The sequence below is a fragment of the Enterobacter asburiae genome, from assembly GCA_011754535.1.
GTDB lineage: Bacteria > Pseudomonadota > Gammaproteobacteria > Enterobacterales > Enterobacteriaceae > Enterobacter > Enterobacter cloacae_N.
This window is the reverse complement of sequence record JAAQVN010000001.1, coordinates 958,568-974,890: the sequence shown is the minus strand read 5'-3', so window position 1 is coordinate 974,890 and position 16,323 is coordinate 958,568. Positions and strand designations below refer to the sequence as shown.

The following is a 16,323-nucleotide window of genomic DNA, read 5'->3' as shown; positions in this document are numbered from 1 at the left end:
ATCCCGCAGGGGTTGATTGCTTTCGCTTTCAACGGTCGCACGGGTTTCAGTTTGCGCCCGCGCGACGGGAGGGACCGTAAGCAAAAAGATGGAAAATAAATAATGTAAGAGGATTACCCACACGGATAATTTTTGACGTAAAGAACAATATGAAACACCGGGCATTGTGACGCATCCCTTATTAATTAAACTCCCTGGTTAGTGATATTAAGTTCCAGATAATTCTTAAACTCCATACAGCACTCAGGAGATGTTCATGAGATTTTCCGTTCCTTATTAAATTCAATACTTATGCATTGATGATTAACAATTTTTTCAGCCCACCTCATAAATCCATCAGCCAAATTTCAGCCTTATATTTTCCGGAGCAGGAAATTCTCTACACGGGCCAGACATCTCGCAATTTCATCGCTGACCTTCTTCTTAAGGGGAATTTCCCCGCATGGCAGGATGGTTCCCGCAATACTCTGGATGGCATTTTATAAGGACGATCGTTGACATGAATAAAACTGGACTGGCCCTGCTAATTTGTGCACTACTGAGTGCCCCCTCTTTTGCGCAGAACTCCGTCACGCACGAGCAAGCCTGGGAAGGCACTTCGTATCTCTCCATTATCGTGAAATTAAAACCCGGGACGACGCTCAATAAGTCATCGCCCTTTTCATTACGCGACAGTACCCTGTCTGTGAGTCCGTTATTTACGGCAAATAATTTGCGCAGCAGTGAATTAAGCGAGATGGATGCGCTTAATGAACGCTATGGCTTTAATCGTTACTTACGTATAGCGCTGCCAGCCAATAAGCAATATGACACGGCATATATCAATAACGTAATTAATGAACTGGCGACGCGACAAGATATTGAGCTGGCTTACCCGGAATCCATGCCGGTGTCGCTGGAGAAGGGTGTCAACATTCCCGACGTGCCGTCCTATTCCGGACTGAGCTATGCCCTGAATAGTCCCAACCGGACCACCGTCCCGGATTTTCGTGGACTGCAGGATTACACCAAATCACCAGATGAAAAACGGCCCGGCTATTACATGGGTGGCGTAAATCGCGACAGCGTGAGCCAGTATTCAGGACACGATGGAAGCGGCATTTCGCTGGTCTCAATGGAAAACAATGCGTGGAATACCAGCCATGTGAATTTGCCGCCGATCGATTTCCATGAAGGTGATACGCGCTATACGCCGGGCGAAGATCACGACACCAGCTCCGTCGGGATTATGGCGGCGAAAGATATCAATGCGGGCATCAAAGGCCTGACGTGGAACGCTCGTATGGGATACGTCAAATGGCAGGCCAATCACCTCTACAATATGATTCCCAGACTCCAGGCAGGAGATGTGGTGCAAATTGGCATGCAGACCGGCGGAGGGGATGTGACAGGCTGTACCTCCTCTTGCTATGTCCCCCAGGAAAACGCCCCTGCCTATTATGACGTGATTAAAGCGCTGACGGACAAAGGTGTGCACGTTATCGAGGCGGCAGGCAATGGCAATATCAACCTCGATCACGCTGGATTTAACGGAAAATTTGACGTTAAAAAACGGGATTCCGGTGCGATCATCGCAGGTGCATTCTGCGCTGACAATGGCAAAAAAGCCTCTTTCAGTACCTATGGTTCACGCGTGACCAGCGCCAGCTGGGGCTGCTGGGATGTGGTTACTACGGGTTATGGCGGTTTGCATAGCATCAAAAACGCGGAATATACCTCAAGTTTCTCCGGCACCTCCTCCGCGAACCCGATTATCGCAGGGGTGGTCGCCAGCCTGTCGGCCATTGCAAAAGCTCACAATATCACCGTCACGCCTCAACAGATGCGTACCATCCTGCAGGAAACCGGTACATCTTTAGCGGCAGGCGATTCAGCGAAAGTGGGTACTCACCCAAATATGGCGAAAGCGGTGGCCAGGATTATGGAACTCAAAGAGGAAGATAAGGAGGAAGTAAAGGCTGTGCCAGGAGAAAGCTTTACCGTTACCGGCACGACCGATTCCTCACGGGCGTATCAGTTAGACGGCAGCGCCAGCAAGAATGCCGTCTCCTGGAAATGGACCATCGACAAAAACAGTACAGGCAAATTCTGGCTACAGGAGAAACAGGCCGGAGGCTGGGTACGTGAATTTTCAGGCCCTGCCGTCCGGGCACTCATTCCCGCTAATACTGACGGAGAAGCAACCTACTGGTTAACCGTCACGGGCAAAGACGGAAGCGTGAGCGCAGAGAAGATCACCGTAACGGTGAAAAAACCGCAATTACCTGATATTCCTGACGACAACGCAGAAGCGTATAACCCACGCATAGCCTACCCGGTGAAATGTACCCGCGTATCGCATAACGGCAAAATCTGGCTGAATCAGTGGTATGTCAATGCCGGACAAGAGGAGCCGGGACGCGGCGGTGAGTGGGGGGCATGGCGAGCGTCGGATGCAGCCAATAATAGCTGCCCTTAAATACCTGTTTGGTTAACATAATTGTAAAGCCTGGATGTAAGCCAGGCTTTATTTTATTAACTAAACATCCAGGAAATTCGTAAAAAAGACATTTAAAAAAACGATATACGCTCATATTTGAATATAAAGAGTAAAGGATTGATATTGGCCATTTCACCCCATATCGCTCTCCAGCCTCTTAACAGCATGACCGGCCGCTCTTCTCTGCCGAAACTCCCCGACTCTTAATGGCCCAGAGAAGTCTCTTATTCAAGCCAGTTGTCTCCTCCCGGTACTATTTGTCCCTGTTATCACACGGTAATAACGCCATTTTTTACCTGCTCTGCAGGTGAGATTTACCTTTCGTTATTGTTCAGTCATTAATAAGGGAACTTATGAAATTAACAGGATCTGCTTTTGTCCTTGCCTCATTACTGGCAGGGGCGGGCGTCAGCGTTTCAGCCAACGCCGCCACGACCTCGCCAGCGGCAAACTGCGAACAAGGTCACCAGAACTGCATGAAAGAACTTGGCTCACTGGAACGTGCCGTCAACGGTGAGAAAGTGAAGGTCGTTGAAGGGCAAACGATTCGTGCGCGCTTCTTTAACGACGGAACCGAACTGCCTGACCTGGAGACCCGCGTCACCATTCTTGCTGGCGAAGAGGCCCACTGGTCCTACGCTCTTGCCCAGGCCATCAACCAGCAGCACCCCGAACTGCGTGCCGGTTTCCAGCACAGCAACGGCGAGATTACGCCCGATGAGTCTCAGCCGAATAAGGTGTATGCCAAAGAGAACAACCCCCTCAGTCACGTAGAAGTGTCCTTCAATTAATTCAGGGAAGATTATTTTGAAACTACTCAAGATGAATAATATTACGTCGGCGTTAGCCGTGGCATTGATTGGCATGTATTCCACGAGCGCGCTGGCGCATGGCTATGTTTTTGAACCAAAATCCCGCTCGGTGATTCATTTCCCGCCGGTGATAAGTGCGGATCCGAATAAAGATCATCAGCAAGTCTGGCCTGCTGACGCCGTGGAAGCGCCGAAGCTCCCGGCTGGCAACGATATGAGCCCAACCCCGATCGCTAACGAACAGCTGTTCCAGTTCCCGCCGGACGGCAAGCTGGCAAGCGGTGGCTCAACGGCTACTCCTGCCTTCAGCAAGCTGGATGACGAAAAGCAGAATACCTATAACAACCCGATGTCTGCGGGCCCGCACCAGTTTAAATGGCATTTACCGGCTAAGCACCGTACCACCTATTTTACCTATTACATTACGAAGCCGGACTGGCACTCTATGCCGGGAGCGGATTCGCGCCTGACCAGAGCGATGTTTGAAGATAAACCTTTCTGCCACAAGGTTTATACTTACGCACCAGGCAACCCTTCTGCCGATATTTCGATCCCGACAGGCTTCGAAACCCACACCTGCGATGTACCGGAGCGTGAAGGTAAACAGAAAATTTATGCCGTCTGGCGCGTGCGTGATACCGATAACGCATTTTATCAGATGATCGACGTCGATTTCGGCGGTGAAGTCATTAGCAAACCGGTGGCCAACGTCACGCCATCCAGCCATAACCTGTCAACCAGCGCGCTGTCGCTGGACGGTAGCGCCTCTACGGGGAAAGAGCTGAAGTACAGCTGGGCCGTCACCAGCAATGCCGACAAGGTCATTCTGGAGAACAGCACCAGTGCTAAGGCCAGCATTCGCCTGAAGGCTAAACCTGAGAACGATTTTAGCGTCAACGTTAAGCTGACCGTCACCAACGCCAAAAACGAGAGTGATTCAAAAACCGTGACCCTGAATGCCAAAGCAGACGCGGGTAACACGGCACCGGAGGCGAAGGCAGGCAGTGACTTCACCGTGACCAGCAACAGTGATTCTCGTGGTTATGACCTCAACGGTTCCGCAAGCGTCAATGCTGAAAAATATCAATGGACTATCGTCTCTGGTCAGGACATTGGTGCGTTGCAGGTCGCTAACGGTGGCGAATGGGTTTCAACCGTCCACGCGGCAAAAGCCCGTGCGCTGATTAAGCCCGGCAAAATCGGTAAAGTGACCTATCGCCTGACGGTTACGGCCAAAAATGGCAAAGCCCACTCCGACGATATCACGGTGACCGTGAAGGAAGCGCAGCAGGCTTCTGATGTGCAGATCAATACGGGCAACAACCAGGACACCATCGTTGGCAGTGACGTTATTGCTGCCGCCGTCGTGTCCAAAAATAATGACTCGTTAAAGGGGGCAAAAATTGAATGGTCCGCACTGAATCACGCCGATAAGATTCAGATCTCGTCACCGAATAACTTCAGCACCAACCTCATGGGTAAACATCCGTATACCGACAATGTGGACGTGACGCTGCAGGTGAAAGTGACGACGCCTGATACCGGTAAAGTCTCCACGGCAACGAAGGTGATTAAACTGCGCCCGGCGCAAACCGATGTAAAAGCCTGGGACCACAGCAAGACTTACAAGACACCTTGTGAAAAAGTGAGCTATGAAGGCAACATCTGGCTGAACAGCTGGGAAACCCGAGGCGTTAAGCCTGGCTCCGATGGCGAATGGGGCGTCTGGAAGAAAGAAGGTGCTGCCAACATGCCTAAAGAGTGCAAATAATACTGTAAGTTAACTCTGGCCGGGTCTTCATTGACCCGTGCCTCACATTATCATTCCCTGCCTACACTTTCGTTATCATTTTGCGCCGGAAATCGCCCCTTCCTTCCGGCGCTTTTTTATCGGTATAACACCACCCACCCTATCGCGGCGATAATCGGATACGGGCCGAAGGGAAACGGTTGACCGGGCTTGATCCGCAACAGAATCAGCGCCGTGACCAGCGCCAGCAGCGTAGAGGCAACAAAAACATCCAGCAGCGCCAGCGGGCCAAGCCACGCCCCGAGCGCCGCCAGCAGTTTCATATCCCCCATCCCCATACCTTCATGACCGCGCAACAAACGGAACAGTAAAGAGAGCGTCCAGGGCACACCAAAGCCCAGCAGAGCGGCGATTAATGCCTGCATTGGCTCGACATGGCTATAGCCGCTGGCGGCAAACGCCAACGACAACGCCAGCAGCGGGAGCGTCAGACGATCGGGCAGGAGCATGGTGCGCAGGTCGATAAACAGCAGCGGCAGCAAAAACGTCACCGCAAGCACGTCGAACAGGCTTTGCGGCGTGACGCCCTGCTGCCAGATAATCACCCCGTACAGCAGCGCCATAAGCGCTTCAACCAGCGGATAGCGCCACGATATTGCCTGACCACAGCTGGCGCAGCGTCCGCGCAGCAGTAGCCAGCCAATCAGAGGTACATTGTGACGAAATTTAATGGGTTTTTTACAGCGGGGGCAATGGGAAGCAGGCCACGATAAAGAAAGTGCTTCACCGTGGAGAATCAAGGGGAGCCGATAAATAATGACGTTGCAAAAGCTGCCGATAACGGCACCCAGTAAAACACTAAAAACGAGTATTACACTCTCTATCATGGTTCAACACTCTGAGGAACATGCAATATCCGATAATAGCAGAGCCTACTCGTTGTATTTAGGCATCCTGTTTGCACGTAAAGCACAAAATTCACCGCGCAGGTTTGCCCACTCGATATTCAGATGCACTTTTGCATATTGCGCCGCCTCTTTCCACAATAATGCCGCGATATGCCACTGCTTTCCCTGCTCATGCTCTGCCGCACGGGAAGAAAGTGAAAACCAAACGGTAGCAGGATCGTGTTTGTCGCTTTGCCAGTCCATTGTTAATTCCTTTTGAAAAAATCCCAGCGTATCAATAGCGACGATAAAATAATTGAGATTAAAATGATAAATACCTGATTAACGCTGAACGCCTCAGTGGGAGAACAACGCTGGTTACCAATATCATCCGCTGGCTGGCCTTTTCGGGTCTCTATATCCTGCTGGCATTCCTGAGCTTTCACACGCGGGATAGCTGGAGCCTCTCCACCACGCTCTGGTTCCCGGCGCCGTTGCTTTTTGCCGCGTTATGGCTAACAGCCCCGCGCGAGTGGCCGCTGTGGCTGGCTACCGCTGGCCTGCTGCATGTGTTTGTTGGGGTCTGGATAGGCCGTCCGCTCGCACTGGCGTGCCTGTTCGCCCTTTTCGACGTTGCGATTTTTCCGCTTTGCGTCGCCGTCTTTCGTCTGAATGCGCAACTGCCTGCGCTGCGTTTTGCGCGCAGGCCGATTATTGGTGAGCTGGTCTATCCCCTGCAGTTAATACTCAGCATTTTTTGCGGCAGCCTGCTGCTTAATCTGGCACTGCTGCTGTCAGGGTATCCAATTGCGCCACTGCATTTTTTTTCCTGGGTGCTGGCGGCGTTAACCGGCATTCTCGCCATTCTGCCGCTGTTGCGGGAGAACAAGATGCCGTCGCGCCAGCACGTTAACGGGCGGGAAGCTCTGATCCTTGCCGCGAATACGCTTGCGCTGATTACGGGCTACTTTCTCCTGCCCCCGCTCTGGCAAGGGCTAAACCTGCTGCTGGTGCAAACAACGGTGGTTTTACTGAGCGTGTTTGCGCTCTCCGGACGCGGTGTCGGCGCTCTGCTGCTTATCCAGTACCTGATTGTGGTGCTGGCGACCCAGCAGCGAGAAGGGATTTTTTACACGCTAACGCCCGATCTCATACCGGCAATCTGGCAGGCGCAGTGGTATCTGGTATTTTCGGCGATTTTTGCCAACTGCTTATATCAGTATCGCCGCTGGATCCAACAGCAGCAGGCGCTCGCGACCAGCGCCAGTGCCATCATGATCCGCCTGTCGCAAACGGGTTCATGCGTCGTGTTTCGCCTTTCGATGCCGGAGGAGGAGATCCACTGGCAAGGCAGCACGGAAGCGCTCTTCCCGGATGAGGAAAAGACGCTAAGCACCCTGACGCTTCTGGACGCACACTGCGATACGTCGTTCCTGCCCGATTTTCGCGCCTGGTACTCACGACAGGGTGAAAACAGCTTTGCCCGGGAAGTTTTTCTGCAAACGCTGCAGGGAAGGCAGATGCGCGGGATGGTGATGTTTCAAAGGATCGATAACACCGCGCATCTGATGGGGGGAGTGAGCCTCTTTCTCACAACATCCGCTGCAGGATCTCCCGCTGCCCGCTAAAGGTGTATTTCAACACCGCCGCGACATGCCCAAGCAGAATTACGCCCAGCAGAATGCAGCTATAGCGATGCACCTGGAAGAAAAACGCATTCACTTCGGCGATGGCAATCGGGCGGGAAACCGGCACCAGACCAAACAGGTTGTAATCTTTTTGCAGCATCAGAAAACCGCTAACCAGCACCACCATTATGGTCAGATAAAACAGCTCATGAATAAATACGACCAGCTGTTTTTTACGTCCGGCCACCGTGGCCGGATAGGGCACCGAAGGGCGGAAGAAGCGCCAGACGAAACGCACCATCATGATGGGCGTGGCGATGGTACCAAGCGACATATTCAGCACGGAAAAGAAGGTAAACCAGCGGGTTCCTTCCAGCGCGTGCAGAATATAGCCCATGCACATCGCGTAGATAATGACGGCTGCGACCACCCAGTGCAGAAGGCGAGAAAACCGATCGTAACGTTTGGCAATAACCAGAGAAGTTTGCATAGTCGTTGTCCTGTAAAACATAACAGCACGGCTCCCTGAGAAGCCATGCTGTTTAAAAAAGGTTATTCAGCTACCCACAAGTTGCGGGCCCGATCCGGCGACCAATGGCTGGCACCTGTATGGCCAATCTGACAGCGGTAAACCTTGCCCTCATAGAGCACTTTATCCCCCACCGCATAGACGGTTCCCGGTGTGAACGCTGTGGCGTTGCCACCCTGACCGCCCTCTTCGCCAGTGCCTTCGTCACCTTCAGGCACGGTAACGGTCACCGCCTGGCTCGGGGCGGCGTAGTTATCGGCGGCGTCATAGGCGATAACCGTGTAGCGGTAGGTCACACCCGGCGTGGTTTGGCTGTCGGTAAAGTTGAGTTCACGGGTATCACCGATCTTTTCCAGACCGCGCCAGATGGCATACCCCGCCACGCCAGTATTATCCTTAGCCGGCAGCCAGCTGAGCGAAACATCCTGCCCCTTCAGCGTGGCCTGCACGCCCTGCACCTGTGTTGGCGCCTGAGTATCTGTTTCGTCGCCCCCATCCGGCAGACTGCCGTCAAGGATGCTCTGGTAGCGGTTCAGGAATTCATAGCCGTAATGTTGACCATTTATAGTGTTGCCATTGTCCCAGTTCACTGACCAGGTCATGAGCCCTTTTACCGCTTCATTTTTCGCTTCCAGTCGCGAAAGTGCGTTAAAGACACTCTGCGCGTCTCGCACATAGCCGGTTCCTGCCGCATCCGGGTTGGCCGGAAGACCAATCACCAGCTTGTTCGCCGGGATCTTCACATACCCGCGCGTCCCGTTTGCCAGGCTGTCGGTGAGATAGTAAAGGAAAAGCTCTTTTTGACGATCGCTATAGCCCTTCCCCCATTCCTGCGGCAGCCACCATTCACCGACTTCGTCCTTCTCCTCCTGCGTCATCATATTCACGCCGTCGCCCGCCTGGTTGTAATACTGTGGAGCGATAAAGTCATACACGCCCTCAAGATTTTGCAGGTAGGCTTTGTAGTTCACCCCGCGATCGGACTGAAGATAAGGGAACTCTGGTGCCATGCTGATGATGAAGTGTTTGCCCTGCTGCTGATAATGGTCGCGCACCATTTTCAGCGCCGCCGGGATCACCTTACTGTTGTCAGCCGCAGTAATGGCCGTCTGCTCCAGGTCGATATCAAGACCATCAAAACCATAGCGATCGGTCAGGCGAATAATCTCCGCCGCAAGCGCTTCAGTCTGGTCTTTGTTCAGTGCAATGTGCGCGTCAGCGCCGCCCAGTGAAATCAACACCGCGCGCCCCTGCTCGTTCAGCTCTGCAACCTGAGCGCGGAACTCCTCATCGCTCGCGTTGTAGGGTTTGAAGGTGGGGATATTCCCGCTCTGCCCATCCATGACTTTCATGAAGGAGACGTTGACGACGTTGTAGCCTCTCGGCACTTCACGCAGCGACATATCAGAAGGTAAGCCTCCCTGATAGCCGCGCGCTTTGTCTATCTCTTCCGGGTTAATTCCCCAGTTGTGCCAATAACCGACGAGAATTTTTTTCTGACTGATATCCGGCATCTGTGAGGCGGCGTCGGTTGCGGCCGCATGGCTAAACGTGCTGACCAGCATTCCGCTTAACGCCAGGCCTGCGGCAATAGCGCTCAGAGATATTTTATTTTTCTTTAACATGGGAGATATCCTGCTCCAGGTTTAATAATGAAATACTGTCCCGCAAGATAGGATATTCATCTCCCTGAAAACAGGAGAACAGCTAACCGCAGCAGCAGATTTAAAACTCGCCAGCCTGGATATGTCTTATAATAAGATTCACGTGAGATTACTTATACTCACACATTGCTACCCAGTTATCGTTAATTTTCATTAGCCAGCTATTTTTATTAATCGGCTTGAATAACAGATTAATATACTGATCATCTTCACTTATCAGAAAAGTCTTCTGCGGAAGTTGATCGCCAACGGCAATTTTTAATTCTGCCACCCGACCATTGATGACGTTTCCTTTCTGTGTCACCGATTTTAACTGCAGGGTTCGGTTGAATACCCGATTTCCGGCCTCATCGGTTTTTACACCAAATAACGTTAGCCTGTGCAGTTTAGGCCACCAGGTGATCACACCATTAAACTGGTAATGTTCCAGGCTTTCATCGATAAACTTGCCGTTACGAATGACGCTGCTGCAGGGCTCGACAGGCACCATTCTGCTCTCCAGGTAGCCGCTGGTCAGGTAAGCCAGCACGCCCCCCAGTGAAACGCTGATGCAAACGCTCAATATGACGAATAGTATTCGTAACCGCATTTTCCCTCCTTAGATAGTTCGCCTTCACATTGCGCAACAAACACTTTCGGACCGTTCGACGCGATGTAAACATTATTGATACCCGCCGGCAGGTCATGCCGCTTTCGCGCCAGCGCCTGCCGATCGACACTGCGCAGCGAAGAGAGATGAAACATGACGCCATCCACGTAAATATTTTCCTGAAAGGCCTGCGGCGTGTCCGCCGTGCAGACCACCACCAGCGTGGGAAGGATAATCAACAAGCTGCACAACACCGTCAGCAAAGCCCCGTATTGACGTGACGGCGTTTTCATTGGCTCCGCCGTGATAGCAGGCAGCGACGGGCAATCAACGGGAGTGGGAGAAGGCGCGTTATCAGGCACTTCTGGCGGGCAAGCTGCCTCACTGCCCTGCGTTTCGCAGGGTGCCAGTACCACACCATAACGGGGAATGGTTTTAATGATCGAGCCCGGCAAGCCGGCATTTTGCAGCTTGCGGCGCAGCATTTTTATAAGCTGGTGATAACTGGATTCGCTAACAATCATGCCCTGGTTGAGCCAGATCTCTTCAAATATGGTCTCTTTTTTACATTTGCCGCTGAGTATCAACTCCAGCAAACGACGCTCGTTGGGCGTCAGGTGTATATCACCATGCTCCACGGTTGCCAGAGATGATTTTTCCGGTACGAACGTTACTGACGCTGAAAGAGATATTTCTTCGTTATTCACGGGTAGGTCCTGGATAATAAAATTACAGCGTTTACATTGTTATGACGAAAAAGCGCAGGTATTAACAGTTACATGTCTGTTATCTAATTCAGGCACAAATTAACAACATATCCCTATAAATGATAGTACCTTCGCCATTTGCGCTATTTCCCGTCCTGATTTTTTCGCGGCCCATTCATGATTTCAGAAAGTTTATTCTGAGTAACGCCTGAGCAATACCTGATATTCAGCCTGAACAATAAGGAATTCCTTTCCGTACCTGAGAAATATCGCCCTCCATGCCGCTATTTCGTGATAAATAACAAACCATTCAGCTGCTCAGAAAAAAATCTATTTCGTAGAATGTGAAAGCTTCGTTACTTTACCTTTCGGTTTTCCATCAGGATCGGCTGATGCCCACCTGCAGCTATACAGCCCCCCACTTTTTAGCTACTCTTTTTCACCTTACTCTGCTCTACACTGTAAGAGTGATGCTAAAGCGCCATTCGCTAAGATGTGCGGTGAACACCTGTCTTTTCCTAACCGGATCGGATGTCATGCAAAAAACCGTTCTGATTGCCGACGACCACCCTGTCTATTTATTAGGCTTGCGCACATTGCTGCAGACGCGCCCGGACCTTTATCGGGTCGTTCATGAAGCGCTCAGTGCTGATGAACTTATGAGTAAACTGGCGCGCGAGCCTGTCGATATCATCATCACCGACCTGAGTATGCCCGGCACGCGAAGCCCGGACGGGCTCATCATGATCCGCTCGCTGATTCGCCATTATCCTCAGAGCATGATTGTGGTGGTCACCATGATCACCAATCCTGAGCTTCTGGACTCGCTGCGTCGCAGCGGGGTGCATGCCGTTCTCAACAAAGCCAGCTTGTCCAACAATCTGCTACAGACACTGCGCAGCACTCTACAGGGGCATGTTGAACCGGTGAAACCCCATGCACAATTGACCGAACGGGAAACTGAAGTGCTGCGCCTGCTGGTCCGTGGTTTCACCGTGAACGAGATCAGTGCCCAGCTTAACCGGACAAAGCAGACCATCAGTACGCAAAAAAAGAGTGCCATGAGCAAACTCAACGCAAGAAATGATTTCGAGCTGCTCCAGTGCGCGCAAAGTCTGGGGCTGGTTAGCTGAGCATGCGCAGAGGCTGGCTGGCAACATTATTTATCCTCTTGCTGATAAGCGGGCACGCGGCGGGTAGCGTGCTGCGTGTAGGCCTGCTGAGCGCCGCGCCGCCTTTTCTCGTCATCGACCGGCCGCCGGGGATTCTGGATGATGAGCTCAGCATATTGTTTAGCAATACGCCGCTGCCGGACGTTCAGCGCTTTAGCGACCCGGCATCGGCGCTGGATGCGTTGAAGCGAAAGCGCATCGATGTATTAATTGCCGCCCAACGTCCTGCTGCCGATCTGGTCGCCAGCGAGCCAATGCTCGCTTTCCCGCTGGCCTCTCTGAGCATAAAAGAGGGTCGAGGCGGAACGCTGTGCTTTCCAGAATTACCGCCAGAGGTTGCGACCCGCTGCTCTGCGACAGGTTCAGCTTCACCGGGTGAAAGCGTCAGGCAGCTGGCAGCAGGAAAAGCGCGGGAATTCATTGCCCCGGAATTTGTTTTGCGTAACTGGCTGACCCACTCTCCCGCCACCACGCTGACCCTGACGCCGCTGGGCGACGCTCCGCCGCTGCATTTTCGCGCATGGGCTTTGCCTGAGCAGGCAAACACGCTGGAAATATTCAACGAGCGTATTCACACTGTTAACCCGGAAGACGCTGAATGGCTGGAACAAAAGTGGCTTCTGCCGGACGGTAGCGTCTTTGACGCTCGCCATTCCCCCGTGAAGGAAAATGCGCCCAAAATCACGCTACACGTGTTGCTTCCCGCCATTTCACCGCCAATGGTCACGATCACGTCTGACGGGCATATCCAGGGCGTATGGCGCGATCTGCTGCTCAACCTGTTTCCGTCCAACCTGTATAGCCTGACCTTCAACCTTGATGCGCCTCCGCTTCAGTATGCGGAGAACACGTTGCGCATTGTCGCCAGCGCGTCGCCACCGTCAAAGAGTGCCATCACGTTTGACTCACTGAGCTGGGCCCTGCTCAGTGAGGACAGCAACCCGCTTTCCGGCGCCTTGTCCGCATTACGGCATAAGCGGATTGCCGTCATGCGCATCTCACCTCTCGTCACGTTACTGCGTCAGGTGTTACCGGCAGATAACCTGGTGCTGGTTAACTCACTCGATCAGGGGTTTGAGTTGCTCAAAGCCGGAGGCGCGGACGGGCTTGCGGGCGACGCATTTATACTCCATCACCTGCTGCGCCAGCATAACGCCAGTAACCTGTCGCTGACGCCGCTGGCGCTGCCGGAAGTACCGCTATGGTTTGTACCGAATATGTCTGACCCGGCGGATGCCAAAAGGGTGAATGCGGTCATGGCGTCCGTAACGCAGGCTGATATCTACGCGAGCCTTAACCTGTCGCAGCCCGCACAGACGACAGCCGCTGCCCCGGCGCAATCGTTATGGCTGGTCATGCTCGCCGTAGTGGCGATTTGTGCGGCATTAGTCGCCCTGCTGACCTTTAGCGCTGCGCAGAGCCAGCGGCGCCAGCGCGAGCGGGACACGGCTGAATTGCACAACGCGCTCTCCCTCTGGCAAACCCTGATGAACAACGTCCCGGTGCCGCTGTTCGTCTGCGATCCGGCCGGGCGGCTGACGCGCTATAACGACTCCTTTATTCACTCACCGTTACTCACGGCATTGCCCGAAGAGGGCTCCCCCTTTTCCAGCCTGCCTCTGGGCGAGCTTGCCCAACAGTTTACGTTGCCGCATCGCCTCTCGCTGCTCCATGCCGCGACGCCGTTAACGGGTGAAACCACTCAGAACAATACCACCCTCTACTGGTGGCTTTGCCGCTATACCGATACGCGAGGGCGGCCTCAGGGCGTGGTCGGGGGCTGGATCGACATCACTGAAAAAGCCGCGCTGACCGCTGCGCTCAATCGGGCACTGGCACAGGCGGAGCAGGCCAGCACTGAAAAATCGAACTTCCTCGCCCGCATGAGCCATGACATTCGTACCCCGCTCAACGCCATGCTGGGCCTGCTGGAGATGGAGCGCGACAAAAGCGAATCTCTCAACATCGCCTGGCAGGCAGCAGGGTCATTGCGCGACGTGATTGGCGGCGTACTGGATTTGTCGCGCATTGAAGCAGGCGAGTTAAGGCTGGAGCCACAGGCCTGGCCCCTGTGGCAGACGCTCAACGCCAGCGCGGAGATTTTTGCCAGCAGCGCAAACGCTAAAGGGCTCCACTGGCGCAGCGAGTTGAACGTGCCGCGCGACGGCTGGTTCCTGTTCGATAAAGCCCGGCTGAATCAGGTCATCGCCAATCTGTTGGGCAACGCCATTAAATATACGCCGCAGGGAGAAATTGACTTCCACGCCCGGCTCCACGGTGAACATTTGCAGTTGTTGATTCGCGACACAGGCATTGGTATCCCGGCCGATGCCCTTCCACACCTCGGCCAGCCATGGTTTCAGACTGACAGCAGCACGCCGCAAAGCAGCGGACTCGGCCTGGCGATCTGTTATCAGCTAGTCGAGCTGATGGGAGGGAAGCTAACGATAGCCAGCGAAGCGGGAAGCGGTACGCAGGTGACGGTCAGCATACCGCTTCATGCTACCAGCGCTGCGACAACGGTCGATGAGACACCCGTTATTACCCCGCTGCCACAGCATCGCATTATGATTGTTGACGATTTTCCGGCTAACCTGACGGTGTTAGCACTTCAGCTGCAGGAGTTGGGCCAGGAGGTTATTCCTTGCGCTAGCGCAAGCGAAGCGCTTACACGCCTTGAAAACGAGCCGGTTAATATTCTGATAACCGACTGCCAGATGGCCCTCATGGACGGCTATCAGCTCACCTCGTTGATACTTTTGCGCGATATTGCCGGCAGTATCACCGCACCGCCCGCTATCCTCGGCTACACCGCCAGCGCACTGCAGAGTGAGGACGATCGGGCAAAACATGCCGGGATGGACGCGTTATTGCGAAAACCGCTCTCGCTCCACGCCCTGCACCAGGCGCTGGCGCAGCATCACAGCCTGCGCAATCAGGTGCCTGACCTCAGCGAACTCCGGCGTCTGGCCAATGGTCAACCGGAGATCATGACCCTGATGCGCCAGCAAATGCGCGATGCCATTACTCTTGATATTCGTCATTTAGAGGAAAACACCCCATCACCGCAAACGCTCAGCCAGCTCGCGCATCGTCTGAAGGCCTCGTGGAGCCTCTTTGCCATGCATGACGCTACCCGCACCTGTCAGGCGATGGAAGTGTTGCCGGAGATGCTGGCGGCAGGGATGATAGAGCCTGAAGCCCTGCCTGCGCTGACATCGCGATTCTGCGCGCGCATGGAAGCCAATCTGCAGCAACTCGATACCGCACTGAAGGAATTATCTGACAAGTACTAAAGAATGCTCTGCATAGGATCTGTATCTTTCTGGTCATCCGGCGGCGTTATCCCTGGCGTCGCCCACATTTTCGAAGGAGAAACCATGAAAGTTCGTATCGCTATTGCCGATGAGCACACCATTATTCGTCGTGGCGTCTTATCCATGATTACCAATATGCCGTCTCTTTTCAGCGACGGTTCCCCCCGCCCGGAGTTTTGCATTCAGGGCGATACGGCGTCGCCATCTGAGCTGCTTTCACTGCTGTCCCAACATCCTGTCGACATTCTGTTTCTAGGTTTTTCTCTGGCCACCAGCCAAACCGTTAACCCGCTCAACGGAATGGACGGCGTATTACTGATAAAATGGCTCAGCCGTAAATATTCGCAGCTTAAGATCATTGTGCTTTCGCCCTACAAAAACACGCAGCTTATCCGCATGTCGCTGGAGGCAGGCGCCAAAGCCTATATTAGCCGGGATACCTGTGAGAAAACCCTGAGCAGAACGCTGACGTCAGTGATCAATGGAGAAGTCTATATTGAGCGCGAGCTGATGCATTCCCTGTTCCAGACCGGCGCGCAAACGGAGCAAGAGCTCTCGCCCCGTGAAATTGATGTGTTGCGGATGCTCTGCAAAGGGATGAGTCTGACAGAGATCGCCAGACAGCTGCATTTGAGTAATAAAACCGTCAGCGCCCATAAGCTGCGCGCGATGGAAAAACTGGGGGTAAACAGCGACTGTCAGCTCTATTGCCTGCTTGCTAAAACGCAGATGTTCGATATTGCTATCTGAAATAAAAAAACCGCCTGTAAACAGGCGGTAGAGGCAAAC

Annotated in this window: 13 protein-coding genes; 7 read left to right on the top strand and 6 right to left on the bottom strand. The window is 53.3% G+C overall.

Features of this window, described 5'->3' with window-relative positions; genetic code table 11:
• Positions 1–499: 499 nt before the first annotated feature.
• From HBM95_04475 to HBM95_04465, 3 genes are all read left to right on the top strand, one after another.
• On the top strand, positions 500–2,458 hold the full coding sequence (locus HBM95_04475; protein ID NIH42192.1) for a S8 family serine peptidase: 1,959 nt from the start codon (positions 500–502) through the stop codon (positions 2,456–2,458).
• 374 nt (positions 2,459–2,832) lie between these two features.
• Positions 2,833–3,270, top strand: coding sequence for a hypothetical protein (locus tag HBM95_04470; GenBank protein ID NIH42191.1), 438 nt, complete (start codon positions 2,833–2,835; stop codon positions 3,268–3,270).
• A 16-nt stretch (positions 3,271–3,286) separates the two neighbouring features.
• The gene (locus HBM95_04465) at positions 3,287–5,062 is read left to right on the top strand and encodes a hypothetical protein (GenBank protein NIH42190.1); all 1,776 of its coding nucleotides are present in this window, start codon (positions 3,287–3,289) and stop codon (positions 5,060–5,062) included.
• Positions 5,063–5,178: 116 nt separating this feature from the next.
• On the opposite strand, the gene HBM95_04460 is transcribed toward HBM95_04465, so the two are convergent.
• The gene (locus HBM95_04460) at positions 5,179–5,928 is read right to left on the bottom strand and encodes a prepilin peptidase (GenBank protein NIH42189.1); all 750 of its coding nucleotides are present in this window, start codon (positions 5,926–5,928) and stop codon (positions 5,179–5,181) included.
• 45 nt (positions 5,929–5,973) lie between these two features.
• A complete protein-coding gene (locus HBM95_04455; protein ID NIH42188.1) occupies positions 5,974–6,192 on the bottom strand; it encodes an ANR family transcriptional regulator in 219 nt (72 codons plus the stop codon).
• Positions 6,193–6,422: 230 nt separating this feature from the next.
• Between HBM95_04455 and HBM95_04450 the strand changes: the two genes are divergently transcribed.
• The gene (locus tag HBM95_04450) at positions 6,423–7,556 is read left to right on the top strand and encodes a hypothetical protein (protein ID NIH42187.1); all 1,134 of its coding nucleotides are present in this window, start codon (positions 6,423–6,425) and stop codon (positions 7,554–7,556) included.
• Here HBM95_04450 and HBM95_04445 read toward each other — a convergent pair.
• The 4 genes from HBM95_04445 to HBM95_04430 all read right to left on the bottom strand — a co-directional run bounded on the left by HBM95_04445 (position 7,519) and on the right by HBM95_04430 (position 11,045).
• Entirely contained in the window at positions 7,519–8,046 is a 528-nt protein-coding gene (locus HBM95_04445; GenBank protein ID NIH42186.1) for a cytochrome B, read from the bottom strand. The two genes, HBM95_04450 and HBM95_04445, sit on opposite strands and share 38 nt — an antisense overlap.
• A 62-nt stretch (positions 8,047–8,108) precedes the next feature.
• Positions 8,109–9,650 (bottom strand): chitinase, encoded by a 1,542-nt coding sequence (locus HBM95_04440; GenBank protein NIH42185.1) that lies wholly within the window; start codon positions 9,648–9,650, stop codon positions 8,109–8,111.
• Between the two features lie 208 nt (positions 9,651–9,858).
• The gene (locus HBM95_04435; protein ID NIH42184.1) at positions 9,859–10,338 is read right to left on the bottom strand and encodes a hypothetical protein; all 480 of its coding nucleotides are present in this window, start codon (positions 10,336–10,338) and stop codon (positions 9,859–9,861) included.
• The gene (locus tag HBM95_04430; GenBank protein NIH42183.1) at positions 10,308–11,045 is read right to left on the bottom strand and encodes a helix-turn-helix domain-containing protein; all 738 of its coding nucleotides are present in this window, start codon (positions 11,043–11,045) and stop codon (positions 10,308–10,310) included. The genes HBM95_04435 and HBM95_04430 overlap by 31 nt, the downstream gene beginning before the upstream one ends.
• 536 nt (positions 11,046–11,581) lie before the next feature.
• Here HBM95_04430 and HBM95_04425 point away from each other — a divergent pair.
• The 3 genes from HBM95_04425 to HBM95_04415 all read left to right on the top strand — a co-directional run bounded on the left by HBM95_04425 (position 11,582) and on the right by HBM95_04415 (position 16,284).
• Entirely contained in the window at positions 11,582–12,178 is a 597-nt protein-coding gene (locus HBM95_04425; GenBank protein NIH42182.1) for a response regulator transcription factor, read from the top strand.
• 2 nt (positions 12,179–12,180) lie between these two features.
• Entirely contained in the window at positions 12,181–15,513 is a 3,333-nt protein-coding gene (locus HBM95_04420; protein ID NIH42181.1) for a response regulator, read from the top strand.
• Between the two features lie 84 nt (positions 15,514–15,597).
• Positions 15,598–16,284: a response regulator transcription factor gene (locus HBM95_04415; GenBank protein NIH42180.1), complete on the top strand. Its 687-nt coding sequence runs from the start codon at positions 15,598–15,600 to the stop codon at positions 16,282–16,284.
• Positions 16,285–16,323 lie beyond the last annotated feature (39 nt).

What these genes read in the sequence shown, in the direction of transcription:
- HBM95_04475 (NIH42192.1), top strand. Translation starts at nt 500, where the DNA reads ATGAATAAAACTGGACTGGCCCTGCTAATTTGTGCACTACTGAGTGCC.
- HBM95_04470 (NIH42191.1), top strand. Translation starts at nt 2,833, where the DNA reads ATGAAATTAACAGGATCTGCTTTTGTCCTTGCCTCATTACTGGCAGGG.
- HBM95_04460 (NIH42189.1), bottom strand. Translation starts at nt 5,928, where the DNA reads ATGATAGAGAGTGTAATACTCGTTTTTAGTGTTTTACTGGGTGCCGTT.
- HBM95_04455 (NIH42188.1), bottom strand. Translation starts at nt 6,192, where the DNA reads ATGGACTGGCAAAGCGACAAACACGATCCTGCTACCGTTTGGTTTTCA.
- HBM95_04445 (NIH42186.1), bottom strand. Translation starts at nt 8,046, where the DNA reads ATGCAAACTTCTCTGGTTATTGCCAAACGTTACGATCGGTTTTCTCGC.
- HBM95_04440 (NIH42185.1), bottom strand. Translation starts at nt 9,650, where the DNA reads ATGCTGGTCAGCACGTTTAGCCATGCGGCCGCAACCGACGCCGCCTCA.
- HBM95_04435 (NIH42184.1), bottom strand. Translation starts at nt 10,338, where the DNA reads ATGCGGTTACGAATACTATTCGTCATATTGAGCGTTTGCATCAGCGTT.
- HBM95_04425 (NIH42182.1), top strand. Translation starts at nt 11,582, where the DNA reads ATGCAAAAAACCGTTCTGATTGCCGACGACCACCCTGTCTATTTATTA.
- HBM95_04420 (NIH42181.1), top strand. Translation starts at nt 12,181, where the DNA reads ATGCGCAGAGGCTGGCTGGCAACATTATTTATCCTCTTGCTGATAAGC.
- HBM95_04415 (NIH42180.1), top strand. Translation starts at nt 15,598, where the DNA reads ATGAAAGTTCGTATCGCTATTGCCGATGAGCACACCATTATTCGTCGT.